This is a genomic window from Cellulomonas sp. ICMP 17802, from assembly GCF_041295535.1.
In the GTDB taxonomy this organism is placed as follows: domain Bacteria; phylum Actinomycetota; class Actinomycetes; order Actinomycetales; family Cellulomonadaceae; genus Cellulomonas.
In genome coordinates this window covers 78,018-100,192 of record NZ_JBGFQZ010000006.1, presented here as the reverse complement: position 1 = coordinate 100,192, position 22,175 = coordinate 78,018, and the positions used below count along the sequence as shown (strand labels likewise).

The following is a 22,175-nucleotide window of genomic DNA, read 5'->3' as shown; positions in this document are numbered from 1 at the left end:
CGCCCGACTCCACGGTCAACTCTTGCTCAGGATCAGCGATTCCGCCCGTCGGGGGCCGTCTCATCCTGCGGGTCCACCAGGTGCTGGCCGCCGCCGACGGCGCCGGTCAGCTCAGCCGGTGCGTGCTCGGGGCTGCCCTCGAGCGAGTCGTGCTCGCCGTGCGAGTGCGACGCCGCCAGCTCGGCCGGCGTGACCGGCTCGACGCGGTCCTCGTAGAACGTCTGCGAGAGCCGCTGGCGCATCCGGTCGAGCGCGTAGCCCTTGCGGCGCACCCCGCGGGAGTCCTCCGCCGGCTCGATCTCGATCGGGCGGATGGCGTCGTGCTGCACGCGCAGCCAGCGCTCGTGCGCGTCCAGCGGCTTGTGCACCTCGATGTACTCGCCGTTGGCGAACCGGACGATGCGACCCGTCTCGTGGCCGTGCAGCACCAACTCGCGGTCCTTGCGCTGCAGGCCGAGGCAGATGCGCTTGGTCACCCAGAACGCGAACCACGGGCCGACGAAGATCAGCACGCGGAAGGCCCACGTGATGTCGTTGATCGACAGGTGGAAGTGCGTCGCGATGAGGTCGTTGGAGCCCGCCAGCACGAGGATGAAGAACGCCGTGAGGAGCGAGACGCCGAACGCCGTCCGGAACGGGCGGTTGCGCGGGCGGTCGAGCACGTGGTGCTCGCTCTTGTCGCCCGTGGCCAACGCCTCGATGAACGGGTACGCGGCCAGCAGCGTGAACAGGATGCCCGGCACCACCATGGCCGGGATGATCACGTTGAGCGACAGCGTGTAGTGCCCGATCACCACCTCGGCGAAGCCCGGCATCAGGCGCAGCGATCCCTCGAGGAAGAGCATGTACCAGTCAGGCTGCGCGCCCGCGGACACCGGTGAGGGGTCGTACGGGCCGTAGTTCCACACGGGGTTGATCGTCATCGTCGCCGCCATCAGCGCGATGACGCCGAACACGGTGAAGAAGTAGCCGCCGGCCTTCGCCACGTAGATCGGGAAGAGCGGATAGCCGACGACGTTCTTGTTCGTCCGCCCCGACCCCGGGTACTGCGTGTGCTTGTGCAGGACGACGAAGAAGAGGTGCAGGCCGATGAGCGCCAGGATGATGCCGGGCACCAGCAGGATGTGCACCGTGAACAGTCGGGGGATCAGCGCCTGACCCGGGAACTCGCCGCCGAACAGGAAGTACGACGTGTAGCTGCCGATGATCGGGATGGACCGCACGACGCCGTCCGTGATGCGCAGGCCGTTGCCGGAGAGCACGTCGTCCGGCAGCGAGTAGCCGGAGAAGCCCGCCGCGAGGCCGAGGATCAGCAGCAGGAAGCCGACCACCCAGTTGACCTCACGGGGCTTGCGGAACGCGCCGGTGAAGAACACGCGCATCATGTGCGTGACGATCGCGGCCATGAAGATCAGCGCGGCCCAGTGGTGGATCTGCCGCATGAGCAGCCCGCCGCGCACCTCGAACGAGAGGTGCAGCGTGGAGGAGAACGCCTCGGACATCTGGACGCCCTGCAGGGACGCCCACGGCCCGTCGTAGTGCACCTCGTTCATGCTGGGCACGAAGAACAGCGTGAGGAACACGCCCGAGATCAGGATCGTGATGAAGCTGAAGAGCGCGATCTCGCCCAGCAGGAACGACCAGTGGTCGGGGAAGATCTTGCGCGCGAACGTCTTGACCGCGGTCCCGATGCCGGTGCGCTGGTCCAGGTAGTCGGCCGTGCCCGCGGCGAGCTTCTCGACGGGCGTGGGCGTGGATGTCGTCGTCATTTCGTCAGACGCTCCCAGTAGCTCGGTCCGACGGGCTCGTTGAAGTCGCTCTGCGCGATCAGGTAGCCCTCGTCGTCGACGGTGATCGGCAGCTGCGGCAGGGGCCGCTTCGCCGGTCCGAACACGACCTTCGCTCCGTCACTCACGTCGAACGTCGACTGGTGGCAGGGGCAGAGGAGGTGGTGGGTCTGCTGCTCGTACAGCGCGACCGGACAACCCACGTGGGTGCAGATCTTCGAGTAGGCGACGATCCCGTTGTAGGACCAGCTCTTCTTCTCCTCGGACTCCTTGAGCACCGAGGGGTCGAGCCGGACCAGCAGGACGACGGCCTTGGCCTTCTCGTCCAGCGGGTGCGCGGCCTTCTCGAGGTCGTACGGGATGACGTGGAAGACGGAGCCGATCGTCACGTCCGAGGCCTTGATGGGCCGGTTCGTGGGATCGGTGGCCAGCCGCGTGCCCTTCTTCCAGAGCGTGTGGCGGAACTTCGAGACGTTCCAGTCGCCGCCCACGTTGCCGACGATCGGCACGATGATCGCGAGCGGGAAGAGCGCCAGGGCCGAGATCATGGCGCCCTGCAGCACGCCGCGGCGGCCGATGGCCGAGTCGGCGGCGCCCTCCTTGAGCGCCTCGACCGCGCCGGCGCGCGTCTCGGGGTCGCTCTGCTGGAGGTGGCGCTCCTCGGACTTCTCGTGGTCGTTCATGAGCGCCTTGGCCCAGTGCACGGCGGCGAGGCCGATGCCCAGGAGCGAGATCGCCAGGCCGAGGCCGAGGGCGAGGTTCGACGTCCGCATGCTGCCGGCGTCGGGGCCCGGCGGCAGGGCGAAGTAGGCGATCAGGAACCCGATCGTGGCCAGCACCGAGGTGGCGAACAGGAAGACGACCTGCCGCTCGGCCCGCTTGTTGGCCTTCGGGTCCAGGTCACCCATGCGGTCGTGGTGCTCGGGGTGGCCCGGGTCCTCGAAGCGGTCGGGCAGGACGCCCGGCTCGCGGGTGGTGATCTCGTTGCTGGCCTCGTGGCCGGTGTCGTGGTTGCTCACGAGGACTTCGCTCCGATCCAGACTGCTGCGCCGATGAGCAGGCCCATGCCGACGACCCAGGCCCACAGGCCCTCGCTCACCGGACCGAGGGCGCCGAGGTCGAGACCGCCGGGGGACGCGCCGCCCTGCTGGTCGATGAACGCGATGATGTCGCGCTTCTCCTCGGGCGTGATGTTCGCGTCGTTGAACACGGGCATCGACTGCGGGCCGGTCAGCATGGCCTCGTACAGGTGGGTGGGCGTGGTGGCCCAGAGGTTCGGAGCGAACTTGCCCTGGCTCAGGGCGCCGCCCGCACCCACCGCGTTGTGGCACATCGCGCAGTTGGTGCGGAAGATCGCCATGCCGCTGGCGGGGTCACCGAGGCTCGGGTCCACCTGCTCCGGCGTGGGGATGGCGGGCCCGGCACCCAGCGACGCGACGAACGCGGCGAGCTGGTTGATCTGGTCCTGGCTGAACTGCACCGGCTTGACCTGCGCCTGCGGGCCGTTCATCTGCATGGGCATGCGGCCCGTGCCGACCTGGAAGTCGACGGCTGCGGCGCCCACGCCGATGAGGGACGGCGCGCTGTCGGTGCCGGACGCGCCCGGTCCGTGGCAGGTGGCGCAGTTGGCCTGGAACAGCTTCTCGCCGGTCGCGATGTCGTTGGTGCTCGCCTGCACAGGCGTCGCATCGGCCGACGTCGGTGCCAGCACCGCGTACAGGCCACCGGTGAGCAGCAGCGCCAGCAGGAGCAGCACGATCGGCGCACGCCGATCCTGCCTGCGGGCTGCGAGTGCCTTCACGGATCGATCCTCGTCTCGCACGTGGGGGATAGGGGACTACGGAGCGACGGGCGCGGGCGCCCGGTGCTCCTTACTTCAAGAGGTAGATCACGGCGAAGAGCGCGATCCACACGACGTCGACGAAGTGCCAGTAGTACGACGTGACGATGCCGGTGGTGGCTTCGTGGTGCCCGAAGCGCTTGGCGCTGAAGGAGCGACCGAGCAGGAAGAGGAAGGCGAGCAGTCCGCCGACGACGTGCAGACCGTGGAAGCCGGTCGTCAGGTAGAACACCGAGCCGTAGGGGCTGGACGAGATCGTCAGGCCCTCGCTGACCAGCCCGGCGTACTCGTAGATCTGGCCGCCGATGAAGAACGCGCCCATGAGGTAGGTGAGCGACACCCACTCGTTCATGCCCCAGCGGTTCACCGCGAAGATCGAGCCGGTGCGCACGGGCTGGAACCGCTCGGCGGCCCACACGCCCATCTGGCACGTCACCGACGACAGGACCAGCACGGTCGTGTTGATCGCGGCGAACGTGACGTTGAGCTTCGGGGTGTTCTCCGCCCAGGCCTCCGGCGCTGCGCCACGCAGCGTGAAGTACATGGCGAAGAGGCCGGCGAAGAACATGAGCTCGCTGGCCAACCAGACGATCGTCCCCACAGAGACGGGGTTCGGTCGGTTGACGCTCACGTGGGGGCTGGTGCGCGGGGCAGCCGTTGCGGTCGACACGATCGTCATTATGGCTGATGACGCCCCCGCATGGGACGTTGGACCCTCAGCGTGGCCACAGGTAAATGTCACACCGTCAGGATCTGGGCCCTCGCGCGCGAGACGGCGGCCGGGAATCACGCGGAACTCGGGCCGGCTCCGGACCGTTGCGAGCGTGTCGGACGAGTGCCGGGCGCGTGTCGGCTCGCCTCGGCGTGCGGCGCGTCGCGGCGCCCGTGCTATGCGTGGGCGCGACCCGATCGCGGGCCTCCCCGCCGAGGTGGGAGGAGCCGTGCCAAGATGCCCTCGGACGCACGTCGACGACGAGTGAGGACCACTCCACATGAGCTCCATCAGCACGGCGCAGCCCGGCCCCGCAGCCACCCCCGGCCCGCGGATCCTCCTGTACAGCGACGACGTGGACGCCCGCGCGCAGGTGCGGCTCGCGGTCGGTCGGCGCCTGCGCCGCGGCGCTGGCGACATCGACTGGGTCGAGGTGGCCACGGCCGCCGCCGTCATCGCGACGACCGAGGCCGGCGGGCTGGACCTGCTGATCCTCGACGGCGAGGCGGACAAGGTGGGCGGCCTCGGTCTGGCCCGCCAGCTCAAGGACGAGATCTACCGCTGCCCCCCGACGCTGGTGCTCACCGGTCGCCCGCAGGACGCGTGGCTCGCCTCCTGGTCCAACGCCGACGCCGTCGTCAGCCGCCCGCTCGACCCGGTCGTGCTGCACGGGGCCGTCGCGGCACTGGTCGAGGCGCAGGCCGTCACGCGATGACCGACGCGCCCGCCGCGTCGAGCTGGCCCGACCTCTTCGCGACGCTCACGGCCCGGCGGGACCTCACGACCGAGCAGACGTCGTGGGCCATGGCCGAGATCATGAGCGGCGCGGCATCGACGCCGAAGGTGGCCGCGTTCCTCGTCGGCCTCAAGACCAAGGGCGAGTCCGTCGCCGAGCTGCTCGGCCTGGCCGACACCATGCTCGCCCACGCCGTGCGCATCTCGGTGCCCGGGCGGAGCCTCGACATCGTGGGCACCGGCGGCGACCGCTCGCACACCGTCAACATCTCGACCATGTCCGCCCTGGTCATCGCCGGGGCCGGCATCACCGTGGTCAAGCACGGCAACCGGGCGGCCTCGTCGTCGTCGGGGTCGGCCGACGTGCTCGAGGCGCTCGGCATCCGGCTCGACCACCCGCCGGCGCGCGTCGCCGAGCTGGCCACCGAGGTCGGCATCACCTTCTGCTTCGCGCAGGTGTTCCACCCCTCGTTCCGGCACACCGCGGCGGCCCGCACCGAGCTGGGCATCGGCACCGCGTTCAACTTCCTCGGGCCCCTGACCAACCCCGCACAGCCCGGGTCCGCGGCGATCGGCGTGGCCGACGCGCGGATGGCGCCCCTGATGGCCGGCGTGCTCGCCGAGCGCGGCGTCAGCGCGATGGTGTTCCGCGGCGAGGACGGTCTCGACGAGATCGCCCCGACCGGCCCGACCCGCCTCTGGGAGGTCCGGGACGGCGCCGTGACGGAGTCCGTCGTCGACTGGCAGTCGGACCTCGGCGTCGCGCGGATCGAGCTCGCGTCCCTGCGCGGGGCCAAGGCGGACTACAACGCCGACGTCGCGCGGCGCCTGCTGGCGGGGGAGCCCGGCGCGGTGCGCGAGACCGTGGTGCTCAACACCGCCGCGGCGCTCGTCGCCGACGCGACCCTGCCCGGGACCGCCGAGGGCACCCTGGTCGAGCGGCTGGCCGCAGGCAGCGAGCACGCCCGGCGGTCGCTGGACAGCGGCGGGGCGGCGGACGTCCTGCAGCGCTGGCGGGCGGCGAGCAGCGCGTAGGGCGCTGCGCTCTCCTGGATCAGTCCTCGAGCCCGAGGGCGAACGCTTGTTCCAGGTCGTGCTGCGAGTACGTCCGGAACGCAATGTACGTCTGGGTGCGGATGACGCCCTCGATCTTGCTCACCTTGTCCGCGATGACGTCCGCGAGGTCGTCGTGCTCGCGCACGCGGACCATGGCGATGAGATCCACCTCGCCGGTGACGGAGTAGACCTCGCTGACGCCCGGGATGTCGGCGATCGCGGCGGCGACCTCCGGGATCCTCGAGGCGTCCGAGTCGATGAGCACGATGGCGGTCAGCATGCTCGTCATCATGCCGTGCGGGGCGCGCGGATGCTGATCGGGATGACCCGCGCGTCGTCGGTCTCGAGCGTGACGGGCCGCGCCTCGGCGACGTCCAGCTCCCGCGGCGCCTCGAGGGCCGTGACCAGCGGGATCAGTCGGCCGCCCTCGGGCGCGAGACGCGGCGTGACCAGGGTCGCGACGGCCGTGGCCGGGTCGCCGAGCGCCTCGGCCGACCGCACCGGGCACGCCCACGGCACGTCGACGGCGACGAGCCGGACGCCGGGCTTCTCGAGCCACGCGAGGACGAGGTCGGTCTCCTCGGGGTGAGCCGCGGGGGCCGGCGCGACCGGGGCCTCGACCTGCTCGCCGGTGGCCTGCAGCGTGGCGATGGCGGGCCGGGGGTCGGTCCGTCGGTCGACGCGGGCGGTCCCGGCGAGCCGGCCGTAGCGCACGAGCACGAGCTCCCACCCGCCGTCGTCGGAGCGCCGGGCGGCCACCAGCTCGGGGCACGCCGCGAGGGGTGCGAACCGCTGCGCCCGGCTGGCGCCGCGCAGGAAGCCGCCGAGCCGGTCGCGGACGGTCGCGGCCTCCTCGAACCGCTCCTGGGCGACGAGCCAGGCGATCCGGTCGGCGTGCGCGGCCACCACGGGGGTGGCGTCGGCCAGCATCGCCCGCCGCACGCGCTCGACGACCTCGGCGTAGCCGGTGACGTCCTGGTGGCCGGTGCACGGCGCACCGCACTTGCCCATCTCGGCGAGCACGCAGGCCGACGAGCCGGCCGGGGCGACGAGCGGGAGCCGACGGGTGCACTGGCGGATGGGGAACGTCTCGTGCAGGGCGTCGACGGCCAGCTGCGCGGTGGACGCCGACGAGAACGGGCCGATGTAGGTGGCGCCCGGCTCGTCCTTGACCTCGCGCACCACCGACAGGCGTGGGTACGGCTCGGACGTGAGGCGGACCCACGGCATGCGCTCGGGGAAGCGGGACCGGCGGTTGTAGCGGGGCGAGTGGGCGGCGATGAGCCGCAGCTCGCGGACCCGGGCCTCGAGCGGGGTCGCGCAGGGGATCGGATCGACCCGGTGGGCGACGCGCACCATCTCGATCATCCGGCTGCGCTTCTCGGCCGACGTGAAGTAGGTGCGCACCCGCTGGCGCAGCGACGTGGTCGACGTGCCGACGTAGAGGACCTCGTTGCCGGGACCGCGGAACAGGTAGACGCCGGGGCCGTCCGGCAGGCCGTCGGCCAGCGTGCGCTTGCGGCGCACGTCCTCCGGCACGGGGTCGGTGGCGGTCGCCAGGTCCTCGAGGTGGGTGATGCCGAGAGGAGCCATCCGGGAGAGCAGGGCGTGCAGGACGTCGACCGTCGCGCGGGCGTCGGAGAGCGCGCGGTGGTTCGGCGTCACCGTGGCGTGGAACAGGGCCGCCAGCGTCGAGAGCTTGTGGTTCGGTGCCTCGTCGCGCGTGACCACCCGGCGGGCGAGCCGCACGGTGTCCACCACCTTGTTCCCGGGCCACGCGTGGCCGGTGCGCGCGGCCGCGGCCTTGAGGAACCCGATGTCGAACGGCGCGTTGTGCGCCACGAGCACGGCGCCGCGCGAGAACTCGAGGAAGCTGGGCAGCACCTCCTCGATGGGCGGGGCGCCGATGAGCATCGTGGTGGTGATGCCCGTGAGCACCTGGATGAACGGCGGCACCGGGCCCCCGGGGTCGATCAGCGTCTGGAACTCCCCGAGCACCTCGCCGCCGCGCACCTTGACCGCGCCGATCTCGGTGATGGCCGAGTCGGCGGGCGTGCCGCCGGTGGTCTCGAGGTCCACGACGACGAACACGACGTCCGACAGCGGGGTGCCCAGGTCGTCCAGGCTCGGCTGCACCGGGCGCGCCGCCGGGTCCGGGGTCGCGTCCGCCCAGACGGGGCGCAGACGGCGGACGGGCGACATGGCTGGGACGCTACCCACGGCCACCGACACGACCCGGCTCCTCGCCCGGTGCGTCGCGGACCCGCCGGGCCGCGTGGCGTCCTCCGCCCGCCTAGGGTGCTGGGCATGCGCAGCGCGGACGGGACCGACGACGGCACGGGCGACGTGCCGGCCCCCCTGCGGACCGCGCTCGTGCAGGTCGCGGCCGACGCCCTCGGTGCCGCCGAGCCGGCCGAGGTGCCGCCGTCGCTGCGGGCCGTCCACCGCTTCGCGCCCCGCCGCCGCGCCTCGGCCGGGGCCGGCCCGCTCTGGTCGGCCCTCCAGGAGGACGCGTTCCGGGCCCGGGTCGCGCGGGTGTGGGCGCAGGCGAACCCCGAGGCCGCGGCAGCGCTGGGTGCCGACGAGCCGGAGCCCGCCGAGCCGTCGCTCGGGCTGGCCGTCGGTGCGTGGCTGCTGGGGACCCGGGACTGGCACGGCCTGGTGCCCGCGCAGGAGGCGGCTCCCGACGCCGACGCCGCGCAGGCGCGCGTGCGGCTCGAGCGCGCCCAGGCCGACGCCGAGCGGCTGCGGGCCGATGCCGCGGCCGCCCGCGAGGAGGCGCGCGCCGCCCAGGAGCAGCTGGGTGCGCTCCAGCGCGAGCTGAGACGGCTGCGCTCCGACGCCGACCGCGCCCGCAGCGAGGGCCGCCGGGCCGCCGACGAGGCCCGCGCCGTCCTCGACAGCGCCGAGCTCGCGCAGGCCCGCGCGCAGGACGACCTCCGCCAGGCGCTCGAGGAGCGCCGGGTCTCCCAGGCCGAGCGGACCGCCGCCCGCGCCGAGCTCCGTGCCGCGCGCAAGCTGGCGGACGTCCGCGTCCGGCTGCTGCTCGACACCATCGTCGACGCGGCGAGCGGGCTCCGCGCGGAGCTCGCGCTGCCGCCCGTCGCCGACCTGCCCGCGGACCTGGTGGGTCCCACGCACGAGCCCGCGGCCGTCAGGCGGGGGTCGCGCGGTCGGTCCATCGACGACCCCGCCCTGCTCGACGAGCTCCTGCGCCAGCCGTGGGCGCACCTCGTGGTCGACGGGTACAACGTCTCCAAGTCGGGATTCGGCGAGCTGTCCCTCGCCGAGCAGCGCCGTCGGCTCGTCGACGGCCTCGCCGTGATCGCCGCGCGCACGGGCGCCGAGATCACGTGCTGCTTCGACGGCAAGGAGGGGCAGCAGGGTCCGCCCGGGGGCTACGCCCGTGGCGTGCGCGTGCTCTTCGCCGTCGGGGAGATCGCCGACGACCTCATCCGCCGGCTGGTCTCCGCCGAGCCGCCCGGTCGCGTGCTGGTGGTCGTCACCAGCGACCAGGAGGTCGTCCGCGACGTCGAGGCCGACGGGGCGTGGGTGGTTCCGTCCAGCACGCTGGTCGCCCGCCTGCAGCACCTCTGACCGGCGCTGTCAGTGGGCGTCGCTAGCGTCCGCGGCATGATCATCGACTGCGACACCTGTACCCAGCGCGGGGCCGCGTGCGCGGACTGCGTCGTCACGTTCCTGACCATCCCGGTGCGGTCGTCGGCACCCCCGGCGGCGCACGTCGACTCCCTCGGCGCGGCCGCAGACGTGGCCGCAGGGGCGGTCGAGCTCGATGCCGCGGAGCAGCACGCCATCGGCGTGCTCGCGGCGTCGGGTCTCGTCCCGCCCCTGCGTCTGGTGCGTGCGGTGTGAGCCGTCAGTCGCGCGACGGGCCGTCGTACAGCGCGTCGACCTCGCCCGCGAAGTCCTTGAGCACCTCGGACCGGCGGATGCTGAGCTTCGGCGTGAGGTAGCCGTTGGCGATGGTGAGGTCGGTGTCGAGGATGCGGTACTTGCGCACCGACTCGGCCCGCGAGACCGCCTTGTTGGCCTTCTCCACCGCCTTGTCCAGCGAGGCGAGGACGTCCGCGTCCTTGGCCGCCTCGGCGAGCGACATGGCCGGCTTGCCGTGCGCCGCCAGCCAGCCCGGCACGCCCTCCGGGTCGAGCGTCACCAGGGCGCCGATGAAGGGGCGCTGGTCGCCGACCACGACGACCTGGCTGATCAGCGGGTGCGCGCGGAGACGGTCTTCCAGCACGGCGGGCGCGACGTTCTTGCCGCCGGCGGTGACGATGATCTCCTTCTTGCGCCCGGTGATCCGCAGGTAGCCCTCGTCGTCGAGCGAGCCGAGGTCGCCGGTGCGGAACCAGCCGTCGTGCAGCGACTCCGCGGTCGCGGACTCGTTGTTGTGGTAGCCGCGGAACACCTGGACGCCCTTGACCTCGATCTCGCCGTCCGCGGCGATCCGGACCCCGCTGCCCGGCAGGGGAAGCCCGACGCTGCCGATCTTGGTGCCCCGTCCGGGCCGGTTGACCGTCGCGGGGGCGGTCGTCTCCGTCAGGCCGTAGCCCTCGAGCACGTTGAGCCCGAGCCCGCGGTAGAAGTGGCCCAGCCGCTCGCCCAGCGGCGCGCCGCCCGAGATGGCCCACCGCGCCTGGCCGCCGAGCGCGTTGCGCAGGCGGTGCAGCACCAGGACGTCGGCCACCTTGTGCTGGAGCCGCAGCCAGAGGCTGGGCCCGTGGGGGTTGTCGAGGGCCCGGGAGTAGACGATCGACGTCTTGGCGGCCCGCTGGAAGATCGACCCCTTGCCGGAGGCGGCGGCCTTCTGCTCGGCCGAGTTGTAGACCTTCTCGAACACGCGCGGCACGGCCAGGATGAACGTCGGCCGGAACGAGGCGAGGTCCTCGAGCAAGGTCGCCGTGCTCGGGCTGTGGCCCAGGACGGCGCCGGCCGGGACGCAGAGCACCTCGATGAACCGCGCGAACACGTGCGCGAGCGGCATGAACAGCAGCGTCCGCGCACCGGCCTCGCCGACCACCTCGTTGAGGTCGGCGACCGCGTTCACGGTGAGCTCGTAGAAGTTGCCGTGCGTCAGCTCGACGCCCTTCGGGCGGCCGGTGGTGCCGGAGGTGTAGATGACGGTGGCGACGTCCGCGAGCGTCGCCAGCCCGCGGCGGCGCGTGATCTCCTCGTCGGGCACGTCGGCGCCCGCGGCGACGATCGACTCGACCGCGCCGTCGTCGATGATCAGGACCTCGCGCAGGTGGTGCGTGTCGGCCCGGACCTCGTCGACGACGGCGGCGTGCGTGGCGGTCTCGACGATCAGCAGCGAGACGTCCGCGTCGGTGAGGATCCAGAGCACCTGCTCCGCCGAGGAGGTCTCGTAGAGGGGGACCGGCACGGCTCCCGCGGCCCAGACGGCCCAGTCGAGCAGCGACCACTCGTAGCGGGTGCGCGACATGATCCCGACGTGGTCGCCGGGCTGCACGCCGCGGGCGACGAGCCCCTTGGCGACGGCCACGATCTCGGCGTCGAACTCGCGGGCGGTCAGCGGGATCCAGGGACCGTCCTGCTGGGTCTTGTGCTCGACGACCACGCGGTCGGGGGTCCCGGTGACACGCTCGGCAAGCAGGTCGTTGAGGTTGTTCGAGGGATCGACCTCAAGACGCAACGGCGTGTGGAACTCGTCCATGCTGGCTCCAGTGACAGAGGGGCGAAGTGTGCCCCGAGGATACGGGACGTCCGGCCCCCCGGAGGCAGCACCCGAATGGGTACGCTCTGCGGCGGACCTGCCTGGCCCGCCCGCGCGACGTGAGCGCGGGAGCCCGGGCAGGCGGCTAGCGTGGGAGCCCGCACCGGACGGTCGCGAGCACGGTACGAGCGCGTAGGAGCACACACGAACATGCACGCCATCGGTGTCGACATCGGCGGGACGAAGATCGCGGCGGGGGTCGTCGACGAGGACGGCACGATCCTCGCGCAGACCCGTCGTGACACCGCTCCGGACGACGTGGCCGGCATCGACCGCGCGATCGCCGAGGTCTACACCGAGCTCAGCGAGTCGTACGAGGTCAGCGCGATGGGCGTCGCCGCGGCCGGGTTCGTGTCCGCCGACCGGTCCTCCGTGCTCTTCGCGCCGAACATCGCGTGGCGCGACTACCCGCTGCGCCAGAAGGTGCAGGCGATCCTCGGGGACGACGACGTGCTCATCGTCGTCGAGAACGACGCCAACGCCGCCGGCTGGGCCGAGTTCCGCTTCGGTGCCGCCCGCGACGTGGACGACATGCTCATGCTCACGGTCGGGACCGGCCTGGGCGGCGCGATCGTGTCCAACGGCAAGCTCGTGCGCGGTGCCTGGGGCGTCGCCGCCGAGATCGGGCACATGCGGGTGGTGCCCGGCGGGCACTACTGCGGCTGCGGGCACGAGGGCTGCTGGGAGCAGTACGCCTCGGGCAGCGCCCTGGTGCGCGACGCCCAGGCCACGGTCATCATCCAGCCCGACCGCGCGACGCGGCTGCTCGAGCTCGCGGGCGGCGACGTCGACAAGCTCACAGGCCCGCAGGTCACGCGCGCCGCGCAGGAGGGCGACCCGCTGGCCGTCGAGCTGCTCGCCGAGCTCGGGCGCTGGGTGGGCGAGGGCGCGGCGTCCGCGACCGCGCTGCTCGACCCCGCGCTGATCGTCGTCGGCGGCGGTGTCGCGGACGCGGGCGACCTGCTGCTGGCCTCCGCGCGCAACGGCTTCGCGGAGCAGCTCTCCGGCCGGGGTCACCGGCCCGAGGCGAAGATCGTCGTCGCGTCGATGGGCAACGACGCCGGCATGGTCGGCGCGGCCGACCTCGCGCGACTCTGACGACGGGTGCCGAGCAGCCACCGCCCGGCAGGGTCAGACCACGGCGCCCGTGTCGTCGTCGTCCGGGTCGCGCCGGTGGGGCATGCGCCAGACCAGCACGCCGACGCCGATCACGAAGACGACGGCCGCGGCCTGCACGAGAGCGGCCGGCGCGTTCCGCCACGCGACCAGCACCACGAGCAGGAAGATCGGCATGCCCGCCGCCGCGAACCACGCCATGGTGAGCAGCGGGTCGCCGCCGAGCACCGGGCCGGGGTCGGGCGGGACGAAGTGCTCCCGGTCGTCGGCCCCCGCCTCGGCCTCGTCGTACTGCGACGTGCCGTCCCAGTCGCGACCGCTCAGCTCGGCCTGGCCGGTCGGCTCCTGCGCGGGGCGGACCACCCGCCGGTCGGCCACCCAGGGTGCGACCGGGAACGCCAGCCCGGCGGCGGGCGTGGCCTGCGCGGGCGGCTCGTCGGGGGAGTCGGTGGTCTCGGGCTCGCCGTCGTAGCCGTCGAGGTCGCTCAGCTGCGCGACGATCGCGGCCCAGGCCTCCTCGTCCGTGGTTCCGGCGTCGTCCGGCGCCCCGTCGGAGGAGGATGGCGGCACGTCCGCGCCCGCCGGCTGGACGCCGTCGTCGGGCTCGTCAGGGCGTGGTGCCATAGGAGCACTCTAGAGTCGGACCGAGCAGTCGGGGTGGCTCGTGCTCGGCCCCGCCTGCCGCAGGGGGTCGCCGGGTGCGAGCACAGGGCTCGGGTGGACGGACTGTCCGTGTGTCGGGTCGAGAGGTGAACCGTTGTTCTACTGGTTGATGAAGCGGGTCTTCGTGGGTCCGCTGCTGCACCTGGTCTACCGGCCGTGGGTGCGCGGTGCGGAGAACGTCCCCGAGGAGGGTGCCGCGATCCTGGCGAGCAACCACCTCGCGGTGATCGACTCGTTCTTCCTGCCCCTCGTCCTCGACCGCGAGCTCGTGTTCATCGGCAAGCAGGAGTACTTCACCGGCTCGGGCGTCAAGGGTCGGCTGACCGCGGGGTTCATGCGCGGCGTCGGCACCATCCCCGTCGACCGTGGGGGCGGCAAGGCGAGCGAGGCGGCGCTGCGCACCGGCCTGCGTCGCCTGGCCGACGGCGGCCTGTTCGGCATCTACCCCGAGGGCACGCGCAGCCCGGACGGCCGCCTCTACCGCGGCAAGACGGGCATCGCGCGGCTCGCCCTCGAGTCCGGCGCGCCGGTCATCCCGGTGGCGATGGTCGGCACCGACGAGGCCCAGCCCCCCGGCCGGCGGATCCCCAAGGTCATGCGCATCGGGATGGTCATCGGCGAGCCCCTCGACTTCAGCCGCTACCAGGGCATGGAGAACGACCGGTTCATCCTGCGCTCGGTGACCGACGAGATCATGTACGCGATCATGAGCCTGTCCGGCCAGGAGTACGTGGACGTCTACGCGGCCACCCAGAAGGCGCGCATCGCGACGGGTCACCCGGCCGTCGCGGGCGACGTCGCCGACCACCTGCCGGCCGCGCCCGGCGGGCGTCCCGTGCCGGACGTCCAGGTTCCGGTCCCGCCCGAGGGTGAGTCCGAGACGTCAGTAGGATGACGCGGTCGGCCTGAGCGCCGGCTCCCGTGGCGCGCCGCCACCCCGCGCGCGCCGAACACGTCAACGAGAGGTGTTTCTCATGTCGGTTCGTCGCGTCGCCCTCCTGACCGCAGGTGGCTTCGCTCCGTGCCTGTCGTCCGCCGTCGGCGGGCTCATCGAGCGGTACACGGAGATCGCTCCCGACATCGAGATCATCGCCTACGAGCACGGCTACTACGGGCTGCTGCGCGGCGACAAGATCGTCATCGACGACGAGACGCGCGCCAAGGCCGGCATCCTGCACAAGTTCGGCGGCTCGCCGATCGGCAACTCGCGCGTCAAGCTCACCAACGCGGCCGACTGCGTCAAGCGCGGCCTGGTCAAGGAGGGCGAGGACCCGCTGCAGGTGGCGGCCGAGCGGCTCAAGGCGGACGGCGTCGACGTGCTGCACACCATCGGCGGCGACGACACGAACACCACCGCGGCGGACCTGGCGGCCTACCTGCACGAGAACGGCTACGAGCTGACGGTGGTGGGCCTGCCCAAGACCATCGACAACGACGTGGTGCCCATCAAGCAGTCGCTGGGCGCGTGGACCGCGGCCGAGGAGGCCGCCGGCTTCGCCGCGAACATCATCGGCGAGCACCGCTCCGGCCCCCGCATGCTCATCGTGCACGAGGTCATGGGGCGGCACTGCGGGTGGCTCACGGCGGCGGCCGCGGCGGACTACCGCAAGTGGCTCGACACGCAGGAGTGGGTGCCCGGCATCGGTCTCACGCGCGAGCGCTGGGACATCCACGCCGTCTTCCTGCCCGAGCTCGCGCTCGACATCGACGCCGAGGCGCAGCGCCTCAAGACGATCATGGACGAGCAGGGCAACGTCAACATCTTCCTGTCCGAGGGCGCGGGCATGCACGAGATCGTCGAGCAGCTCGAGTCGTCCGGCACCGAGGTGCTGCGCGACGCCTTCGGGCACGTGCGCCTCGACACGATCAACCCGGGCCAGTGGTTCGCCAAGCAGTTCGCCGAGAAGCTGGGCGCCGAGAAGGTCATGGTGCAGAAGTCCGGCTACTACTCGCGCGCCGCGGCCGCGAACGCCGAGGACCTGCGCCTCATCAAGTCCATGACCGACCTGGCCGTCGAGTGCGCGCTGCGCGGCGAGTCCGGCGTCATCGGGCACGACGAGGAGCAGGGCGACGTGCTGCGCGCCATCGAGTTCCCGCGCATCGCGGGCGGCAAGGCCTTCGACGTGTCGCAGGCGTGGTTCGGCGCTCTGCTCGAGGACATCGGACAGCCGCTCGTCCCGGCGAGCCACTCATGAGCGTCGAGCCGGACCCGCAGGTCGTCGCGGGGCTCGACGCGTGGCGTTCCATGGCGGCCGTGCAGCAGCCGCAGTGGCCCGACGCCACGGCCCTCGAGGCCGTGACGTCGCGGCTGTCGACGCTGCCCCCGCTCGTGTTCGCGGGCGAGGCCGACCACCTGCGCGCCCAGCTGGCCGCCGCCGGGCGCGGCGAGGCGTTCCTGCTGCAGGGCGGCGACTGCGCCGAGACGTTCGGTGAGGCCACGGCCGACAACATCCGCAACAAGATCAAGACGATCCTGCAGATGGCCGTCGTGCTCACCTACGGCGCGAGCCTGCCGGTGATCAAGATGGGCCGCATGGCCGGGCAGTACGCCAAGCCCCGCAGCTCGGACTCCGAGACCCGCGACGGCGTCACCCTGCCGGCCTTCCGCGGCGACATCATCAACGGCTACGAGTTCACGCCCGAGGCCCGCACGCCGGACCCGCAGCGCCTGCTCGAGGCGTACCACACGTCCGCGTCGACGCTGAACCTCATCCGCGCGTTCACCACGGGCGGATTCGCCTCGCTGCTGCGCGTGCACGAGTGGAACCGCGGCTTCATGGCCAACCCGGCGTACTCCCGGTACGAGGAGATCGCGGCCGAGATCGACCGCGCCATCCGCTTCATGGCCGCCTGCGGCGCCGACTTCGACGCCCTGCGCTCGGTGGACTTCTTCTCGAGCCACGAGGGTCTGCTGCTCGACTACGAGCGCCCGCTGACCCGCATCGACTCGAGGACCGGGCTGCCGTACGACTGCTCGGGCCACTTCGTGTGGATCGGCGAGCGCACCCGGCAGCTCGACGGCGCGCACGTCGACTACTTCTCGCGCGTGCAGAACCCGCTGGGCATCAAGCTGGGCCCGACGACCTCCGGCGACGACGCGCTCGCGCTCATCGACAAGCTCAACCCGCAGGGCGAGGCCGGGCGGATCACCTTCATCACGCGCATGGGTGCCGGCAAGGTCCGGGACCTGCTGCCCGCGCTCGTGGAGAAGGTCACCGCCGACGGTCGGCCCGTGACGTGGGTCTGCGACCCGATGCACGGCAACGGGATCACCTCCGCGTCCGGCTACAAGACCCGGCGGTTCTCCGACGTCATGGACGAGGTGGCCGGCTTCTTCGAGGTGCACCGCGGCCTGGGCACCGTGCCCGGCGGCCTGCACATCGAGCTCACCGGCGACGACGTCACCGAGGTGCTCGGCGGCACCGAGGAGATCGACGACGAGGGCCTGGCGCGGCGTTACGAGACGCTCGTGGACCCGCGCCTGAACCACCAGCAGTCGCTGGAGATGGCCTTCCAGGTGGTGGAGCTGCTCCGCGCGTCCTGACGCACCGACGACCACGACGCCCCGGCCCGCTGCGTGCGGTCCGGGGCGTCGTCGTCAGAAGACGGTCAGCGTGATCTTGCTGCCCTTGGGGGCTGCCTGGCCTGCGGGGACGCTCTGCTTGAGGACGAAGCCTCCCGGCGCGCCGAGGTAGTCCTTGCGGACGACCTCGAAGCCCAGCCCGGTCAGGGTCGTCGTGGCTGCCGCGATCCCGGCTCCCACCACGTTCGGGACGGGGATCATCTCCGGCCCCTTGGACACCGTGACCGTGATCGTGTCGCCGCGGTGCCCCTCGGTCCCGGCGATCGGCGTCTGGTCGATGATCAGGCCGGCCGCGACGGTGTCGCTGAACGCCTCGGAGGGGGCGAGCTTGAGCAGGTCCACCTGGATCGCGGCGGTGGCGTCGTCCAAGGTCATGCCGACCACGGAGGTGATGGCGACGGGCGCGAACCCCTTGGAGATGGTCAGGGTCACCACGTCGTGGCGGATCGCCTGGACGCCCGGGTCGGCCGCGGTGCCCCCGGGGAGGATCGCGCTGATGACCAGGCCCGCAACCACCGTGTCGCTGAACTGGGGCTCGGCGTAGTCGACGCGGAAGTCGGCGGCCAGCAAGGTGGCCTCGGCATCCGCCTGGAGCTTGCCCACGACGCCGGCGGGGACCTGGACGTAGTCGGGTCCCTTGGAGATGGTGAAGGTGACGGCGCCCGCCTTGCGGATGCGCTCGCCCTGGCCGGGTTCGGCCTTGAAGACCTCGCCGACCGGGGCCGTGCCGTCGAAGTCGGAGACGGGCTTGGGGACCAGCCCGGCGTTGGTCAGGATCTGCGTGGCGTGCGCCTGGTCCTGGCCGATGATCGTCGGCACCGTCGTGTAGGCGCCGGGACCCATCTGCAGGTACCACCACGCCCCGCCGCCGATCAGGGCGGCGAGCAGGGCGAGCAGGACGATCCAGCGCGCGCGGTGGTGCCGGGTCGGCGCAGGCGGCTCGGCCACCGCCTGCGTGGAGACGCCGAGGCCGATCGGCAGGGCCACGGTGGTGCCGCGGCCGTCGCCGGTCTCGAGCAGCGTGGTCTCGTCCTGGTCGTCGTCGGCGGACTCGTCGAGCCCGGTCTGGTCCAGGTCGACCTCGTCGGACCCGGCGTCGTCCGCCTCGAGGTCGGTCTCGTCGGGGTCCGTCGCGGTGGGCAGCACGATCGAGGGCGCGACGTCGGCGTGGCGCGCGAGCGTCTCGTCGTCGAGCGCGGCGCGCGTGCGCCGCAGCAGGGCCAGGGCGGCCGCGGCGTCCACGGGGCGGTCGTCGGGGTCGCGCGCGGCGAGCGCGCGCACGGCGTCGTCGATCTCGATGGGCAGCCAGTCGGCGAGCTCCGACGGCGCGGGGACGTCGTTGTTGACGTGCTGGAACGCGACCTGGATCGGGGTCTCGCCGGTGAACGGCTGGCGGCCCGTGAGCATCTCGAAGAGGAGGATCCCGCAGGCGTAGACGTCGGTGCGGGCGTCGCTGACCCCGCGGACGACCAGCTCCGGGGCCAGGTAGGCGACGGTGCCGAGCACCGTGCCGGTGGTGGTGGAGGTGACCTCGGTGACCGCGCGCGCCAGCCCGAAGTCGGCCAGCTTGACGCGGCCGTCCGTGGCGAGCAGGACGTTCTCGGGCTTGATGTCCCGGTGCACGAGGCCGACGCGGTGGGCCGCGGCGAGCGCGTCCAGCACGTGCTCGCCGATCCGCAGCGCGTCGCCGACGGTCAGCGCACCGCGCTCGCCGATGTACCGGCGCAGGTTGGAGCCGTCGATGTACTCCATCGTGAGGTAGCTGGTCTCGCCGTCGACGCCCTGGTCGTAGACCCCGACCAGACCGGGGTGCGTGAGGCGTGCGGCCGTGCGGGCCTCGCGCCGGAAGCGGGCGACGAAGTCCGAGCCGGTGGTGCCCTCCGCCAGGTGCGCGTGCATGACCTTCAGCGCGACGTCGCGGTCCAGCCGCCGGTCCACGGCCAGGTAGACGGTGGCCATGCCGCCCCGGGCGATGCGGGACACGACCTCGTACCGGCTGTCGACCAGGCGGCCGACGAGCGGATCGGTGACGGTGGCTCCCACGCCAGGGAGTCTACGGTCGGCGGCCCGCCGAGTGCCGCAGGCGCGGCCTCAGTGGAACCGCGTCATGTGGGTCTGGACGTTCGCCACGTAGCGCCGCGTGTCCGCGAACATGCCGTTCCGCTGCACCGACGTGGCGCCCTGGTAGTAGCCGGCGATCGCGGTGGGGAGGTCGGGGGAGGAGGCCACCAGCGCACGCAGGATGGCGACGCCCGCGGTGACGTTGTCGGCCGGGTCGACGAGGTTCAGCGGGCGCCCCACCAGGTCCGACGCCCAGGCGCCCGAGCTCGGGATGACCTGCATGGTGCCGATGGCGTTGGCCGGGGAGACGACGGCGTGGTTGAACCCGGACTCCTGGAACGCCACGGCCTGCGCGAGCGCGGGGTCGACCCCCATCGCGCGTGCCGTCGCGGCGACCGTGGCCTGCATCTGGGCCTTTGACGGGACCGCCGACGCGCGCAGCGTCGCCAGGTTGGCGTTCGCCGCGGCGACCACGGAGTCCGCGTAGGTGCGGCCCGCGAACGTGCTGCCGACGGAGGCCGGCGCGGCGACGGGCACGGGGACCGTGAGCGTCTGGCCGATCCGGATGCGGGCGCGCGAGTCCAGGCCGTTGGCGGCCACGATCGCGGCCACGGTGGTGCCGTTCTTGGCGGCGATGGCGGTGACCGTGTCCCCGGACCGCACCGTGTACGCGACCGACCCGCTGGACTGCGCGGGTGCGGCCGGCGCCGGGGCGGAGGTGGCGGCTCCCGCGACCCCGGGGATGGTCAGGGTCTGGCCGATGCGGATGAACGCCCGGGAGTCGAGGCCGTTGGCGGAGACGATCGCCGCCACCGAGGTGCCGAGCCGCGCCGCGATGTGGCTGACCGTGTCGCCCGCGGCGACCGTGTAGGTGGCGGCGACGGGTGCCGGCGCAGCGGGCGCGGGTGCCGCGGACGAGCCCGTGGGGATGGTGAGCACCTGGCCGATGCGGATGCGCGAGGCGTCGGCCAGCGCGTTGGCGCGCGTGATCGCGGCGACGGTCGTGCCGCTGCGGGCCGCGATGTGGCTGACCGTGTCGCCGCCGCGGACCGTGTAGGCGTCGTCGGCCTGGGCGGCGCCCCCGGTCGCGGTCACGGCGACGGCGGCCAGAGCGAGAGTGGCGCCGGTCCCGGAGGCGACGCGGCGCAACCCGTCGGAGCGGGCGGTGGCGTGCTGGGACATGGGACCTACCTCATGGTGCGAAAGTGAACGGATGTTGCCTGTGTGACTGGAGTGACAGAATGCGAACGTATCCGAATACCGAGAGTGGGGAAAGCGCGCGGGGGAATTGCGCCGGTGTAATTCCCGGATGCGTACTCTTGTCGGGTGAACGATTCCTCAGATGCCCTCGACCGCCTGGTCGACGAGTGGCTCACCGTCCCTGACGTGGCCGACCGGATCGGCCTCGACGCGTCGAAGGTCCGCCGGATCGTGCAGGAGCGCAAGCTGGTCGGCGTCCGGCGCGGCGACCCCCGGGTCTTCTCCGTCCCGGCGGCGTTCCTGGTGCCCGGCCACCTGGCCAATCCCGCTCAGCCCACGCAGCCCGACGCCGACCAGCCGTGGACGGTGCTCGCCTCGCTGCAGGGCACGTTGACCGTGCTGTCGGACGCCGGGTTCTCGGACGAGGCCGCGATCGAGTGGCTCTTCACGCCGGACGACTCCCTGCCGGGCACGCCCATCGACGCGCTGCGGGCCGGCCGCAAGACCGAGATCCGACGGCGGGCGGCCGCCGAGCTCTGAGCGTCGTCAGGCGCGCCGGTCGACGGCCGCGTGCGCCAGGCCGACCAGCTGGGTGCGCGCGGGCTCGGTCCACGGCCGGCCGTCCATGAGCGCGAAGGCGCGGCCGGCGAGGTCGTCGATGAGCGTCTCGACGTCGTCGGGAGCGCCTGTCGACCCGATCGCGGCGGCCAGCCGGGCGACGTCGGCGTCGGACAGCGAGCGGTCGCCGAGCCGGTCGCGCAGCAGCTGCACGGTGGCGTCGTCGCCGACGGCCCGGGCGCGGGCCACCGCGCGCGCGGTCAGCACGGTGCGCTTGCCCTCGCGCAGGTCGTCGCCCGCGGGCTTGCCCGTGGTCTGCGGGTCGCCGAACACGCCGAGCAGGTCGTCGCGCAGCTGGAACGCCTCGCCCAGGGGCAGGCCGAGCCGACGGCAGGCCTCGAGCTCGCGCTCGTCCGCGTCCGCGAGCGCCGCGCCGAGCACGATCGGGTGCTCCACGCTGTAGCGGGCGGCCTTGGCGCGGATGACCTCGCGGGCGCGCGTCTCGTCGCGCGCCGGGTCGTCGCCCCACGGCAGGGCCTGCGCCAGGACGTCGAGGTACTGCCCGACCGTGACCTCGGTCCGCATGAGGTCGAAGACCGCGCGCGCCCGCTCGGCACGCTGGACCGGCTGCAGGGCGAGGGCCCCGGCGAACTCCTGCTCGCTCGCGATCAGCGTGAGGTCGCCCAGCAGGATCGCGGCGGACATGCCGAAGCGCTCGGCGTCGCCGGTGAGCCCGTGCTGGGCGTGCAGCCCCGCGAAGGCGCGGTGCGCCGCCGGGAACCCGCGTCGGGTGTCGGAGTCGTCCATCACGTCGTCGTGGAACAGCGCCGCGGCCTGGAACAGCTCCAGCGCCGCGCCCACCCGCAGCACCGCGGCGGCCTCGGCCGTGCCCGCCACGCCGCCGTGCGCGCGCCAGGACCAGTAGCAGAAGGCGGCGCGCAGGCGCTTGCCGCCGGTGAGGATCTGCGCCACCGCGTCGGCCAGCACGTCCGCGTCCTCGCTCGCCGCGGCCAGCACGGTGCGCAGCTGGGCAACGTGGCTGGTCAGCAGCTCGTCGATGCGGGGTCGGACGTCCTCGACGTCGACGAGGGTGGGGGTCGCTGCACTCACGC

20 protein-coding genes are annotated in these 22,175 nt (G+C 72.7%); 9 read left to right on the top strand and 11 right to left on the bottom strand.

All coding sequences use genetic code 11. The features are described 5' to 3' along the window. Positions 1-32 precede the first annotated feature (32 nt). From qcrB to ctaE, 4 genes are all read right to left on the bottom strand, one after another. On the bottom strand, positions 33-1,769 hold the full coding sequence (qcrB, locus tag AB5970_RS08160; RefSeq protein WP_370503429.1) for a cytochrome bc1 complex cytochrome b subunit: 1,737 nt from the start codon (positions 1,767-1,769) through the stop codon (positions 33-35). Beyond that, complete coding sequence (gene qcrA / locus AB5970_RS08155; RefSeq protein WP_370503428.1) at positions 1,766-2,806, bottom strand: cytochrome bc1 complex Rieske iron-sulfur subunit; 1,041 nt, start codon at positions 2,804-2,806, stop codon at positions 1,766-1,768. Before qcrA ends, qcrB begins: the two co-directional genes overlap by 4 nt. Beyond that, positions 2,803-3,588 (bottom strand): cytochrome bc1 complex diheme cytochrome c subunit, encoded by a 786-nt coding sequence (gene qcrC / locus AB5970_RS08150; protein WP_370503427.1) that lies wholly within the window; start codon positions 3,586-3,588, stop codon positions 2,803-2,805. Before qcrC ends, qcrA begins: the two co-directional genes overlap by 4 nt. 70 nt (positions 3,589-3,658) lie before the next feature. Further along, on the bottom strand, positions 3,659-4,306 hold the full coding sequence (gene ctaE / locus AB5970_RS08145; RefSeq protein WP_370503426.1) for an aa3-type cytochrome oxidase subunit III: 648 nt from the start codon (positions 4,304-4,306) through the stop codon (positions 3,659-3,661). A gap of 322 nt (positions 4,307-4,628) precedes the next feature. Between ctaE and AB5970_RS08140 the strand changes: the two genes are divergently transcribed. Together AB5970_RS08140 and trpD are read left to right on the top strand one after the other, a co-directional pair. Beyond that, positions 4,629-5,054: a hypothetical protein gene (locus AB5970_RS08140; protein WP_370503459.1), complete on the top strand. Its 426-nt coding sequence runs from the start codon at positions 4,629-4,631 to the stop codon at positions 5,052-5,054. After that, positions 5,051-6,109, top strand: a complete 1,059-nt coding sequence (gene trpD, locus AB5970_RS08135; RefSeq protein ID WP_370503425.1) for an anthranilate phosphoribosyltransferase — start codon at positions 5,051-5,053, stop codon at positions 6,107-6,109. The genes AB5970_RS08140 and trpD overlap by 4 nt, the downstream gene beginning before the upstream one ends. 19 nt (positions 6,110-6,128) lie before the next feature. On the opposite strand, the gene AB5970_RS08130 is transcribed toward trpD, so the two are convergent. Then, positions 6,129-6,410 (bottom strand): Lrp/AsnC family transcriptional regulator, encoded by a 282-nt coding sequence (locus tag AB5970_RS08130; protein WP_370503424.1) that lies wholly within the window; start codon positions 6,408-6,410, stop codon positions 6,129-6,131. Positions 6,411-6,418: 8 nt separating this feature from the next. Further along, positions 6,419-8,332, bottom strand: coding sequence for a DEDD exonuclease domain-containing protein (locus AB5970_RS08125; protein ID WP_370503423.1), 1,914 nt, complete (start codon positions 8,330-8,332; stop codon positions 6,419-6,421). Between the two features lie 105 nt (positions 8,333-8,437). On the opposite strand from AB5970_RS08125, the gene AB5970_RS08120 reads away from it, so the two are divergent. Continuing rightward, positions 8,438-9,727: an NYN domain-containing protein gene (locus AB5970_RS08120; protein WP_370503422.1), complete on the top strand. Its 1,290-nt coding sequence runs from the start codon at positions 8,438-8,440 to the stop codon at positions 9,725-9,727. Between the two features lie 36 nt (positions 9,728-9,763). Further along, positions 9,764-10,003, top strand: coding sequence for a hypothetical protein (locus AB5970_RS08115; protein WP_370503421.1), 240 nt, complete (start codon positions 9,764-9,766; stop codon positions 10,001-10,003). A gap of 4 nt (positions 10,004-10,007) precedes the next feature. Here AB5970_RS08115 and AB5970_RS08110 read toward each other — a convergent pair whose 3' ends face one another. Then, positions 10,008-11,822, bottom strand: coding sequence for an AMP-dependent synthetase/ligase (locus AB5970_RS08110; protein WP_370503420.1), 1,815 nt, complete (start codon positions 11,820-11,822; stop codon positions 10,008-10,010). 210 nt (positions 11,823-12,032) lie between these two features. Here AB5970_RS08110 and AB5970_RS08105 point away from each other — a divergent pair, with 210 nt between their 5' ends. Further along, positions 12,033-12,980 carry an ROK family glucokinase gene (locus AB5970_RS08105; RefSeq protein ID WP_370503419.1) on the top strand — a complete coding sequence of 316 codons (948 nt, stop codon included), beginning with the start codon at positions 12,033-12,035 and terminating at the stop codon, positions 12,978-12,980. Positions 12,981-13,013: 33 nt separating this feature from the next. On the opposite strand, the gene AB5970_RS08100 is transcribed toward AB5970_RS08105, so the two are convergent. Continuing rightward, the gene (locus tag AB5970_RS08100) at positions 13,014-13,622 is read right to left on the bottom strand and encodes a hypothetical protein (RefSeq protein WP_370503418.1); all 609 of its coding nucleotides are present in this window, start codon (positions 13,620-13,622) and stop codon (positions 13,014-13,016) included. A gap of 133 nt (positions 13,623-13,755) precedes the next feature. Between AB5970_RS08100 and AB5970_RS08095 the strand changes: the two genes are divergently transcribed. From AB5970_RS08095 to AB5970_RS08085, 3 genes are all read left to right on the top strand, one after another. Then, entirely contained in the window at positions 13,756-14,556 is an 801-nt protein-coding gene (locus tag AB5970_RS08095) for a lysophospholipid acyltransferase family protein (protein WP_370503417.1), read from the top strand. A gap of 79 nt (positions 14,557-14,635) precedes the next feature. After that, on the top strand, positions 14,636-15,856 hold the full coding sequence (locus AB5970_RS08090; protein ID WP_370503416.1) for a pyrophosphate--fructose-6-phosphate 1-phosphotransferase: 1,221 nt from the start codon (positions 14,636-14,638) through the stop codon (positions 15,854-15,856). After that, complete coding sequence (locus AB5970_RS08085) at positions 15,853-17,205, top strand: class II 3-deoxy-7-phosphoheptulonate synthase (protein WP_370503415.1); 1,353 nt, start codon at positions 15,853-15,855, stop codon at positions 17,203-17,205. Before AB5970_RS08090 ends, AB5970_RS08085 begins: the two co-directional genes overlap by 4 nt. Before the next feature lie 54 nt (positions 17,206-17,259). On the opposite strand, the gene pknB is transcribed toward AB5970_RS08085, so the two are convergent. Both pknB and AB5970_RS08075 read right to left on the bottom strand, forming a co-directional pair. Further along, positions 17,260-19,287 (bottom strand): Stk1 family PASTA domain-containing Ser/Thr kinase, encoded by a 2,028-nt coding sequence (gene pknB / locus AB5970_RS08080; RefSeq protein ID WP_370503414.1) that lies wholly within the window; start codon positions 19,285-19,287, stop codon positions 17,260-17,262. A gap of 48 nt (positions 19,288-19,335) precedes the next feature. Further along, complete coding sequence (locus tag AB5970_RS08075) at positions 19,336-20,487, bottom strand: LysM peptidoglycan-binding domain-containing protein (RefSeq protein WP_370503413.1); 1,152 nt, start codon at positions 20,485-20,487, stop codon at positions 19,336-19,338. Positions 20,488-20,631: 144 nt separating this feature from the next. On the opposite strand from AB5970_RS08075, the gene AB5970_RS08070 reads away from it, so the two are divergent. Then, positions 20,632-21,045 (top strand): Rv2175c family DNA-binding protein, encoded by a 414-nt coding sequence (locus AB5970_RS08070; protein ID WP_370503412.1) that lies wholly within the window; start codon positions 20,632-20,634, stop codon positions 21,043-21,045. Between the two features lie 6 nt (positions 21,046-21,051). On the opposite strand, the gene AB5970_RS08065 is transcribed toward AB5970_RS08070, so the two are convergent. Next, positions 21,052-22,173 (bottom strand): polyprenyl synthetase family protein, encoded by a 1,122-nt coding sequence (locus AB5970_RS08065; protein ID WP_370503411.1) that lies wholly within the window; start codon positions 22,171-22,173, stop codon positions 21,052-21,054. Positions 22,174-22,175: the final 2 nt, after the last annotated feature.

Coding starts and splice junctions, on each gene's coding strand:
- qcrB (WP_370503429.1), bottom strand. CDS start 1,769: ATGACGACGACATCCACGCCCACGCCCGTCGAGAAGCTCGCCGCGGGC.
- ctaE (WP_370503426.1), bottom strand. CDS start 4,306: ATGACGATCGTGTCGACCGCAACGGCTGCCCCGCGCACCAGCCCCCAC.
- trpD (WP_370503425.1), top strand. CDS start 5,051: ATGACCGACGCGCCCGCCGCGTCGAGCTGGCCCGACCTCTTCGCGACG.
- AB5970_RS08130 (WP_370503424.1), bottom strand. CDS start 6,410: ATGCTGACCGCCATCGTGCTCATCGACTCGGACGCCTCGAGGATCCCG.
- AB5970_RS08125 (WP_370503423.1), bottom strand. CDS start 8,332: ATGTCGCCCGTCCGCCGTCTGCGCCCCGTCTGGGCGGACGCGACCCCG.
- AB5970_RS08120 (WP_370503422.1), top strand. CDS start 8,438: ATGCGCAGCGCGGACGGGACCGACGACGGCACGGGCGACGTGCCGGCC.
- AB5970_RS08115 (WP_370503421.1), top strand. CDS start 9,764: ATGATCATCGACTGCGACACCTGTACCCAGCGCGGGGCCGCGTGCGCG.
- AB5970_RS08110 (WP_370503420.1), bottom strand. CDS start 11,822: ATGGACGAGTTCCACACGCCGTTGCGTCTTGAGGTCGATCCCTCGAAC.
- AB5970_RS08105 (WP_370503419.1), top strand. CDS start 12,033: ATGCACGCCATCGGTGTCGACATCGGCGGGACGAAGATCGCGGCGGGG.
- AB5970_RS08100 (WP_370503418.1), bottom strand. CDS start 13,622: ATGGCACCACGCCCTGACGAGCCCGACGACGGCGTCCAGCCGGCGGGC.
- AB5970_RS08090 (WP_370503416.1), top strand. CDS start 14,636: ATGTCGGTTCGTCGCGTCGCCCTCCTGACCGCAGGTGGCTTCGCTCCG.
- AB5970_RS08085 (WP_370503415.1), top strand. CDS start 15,853: ATGAGCGTCGAGCCGGACCCGCAGGTCGTCGCGGGGCTCGACGCGTGG.
- AB5970_RS08075 (WP_370503413.1), bottom strand. CDS start 20,487: ATGTCCCAGCACGCCACCGCCCGCTCCGACGGGTTGCGCCGCGTCGCC.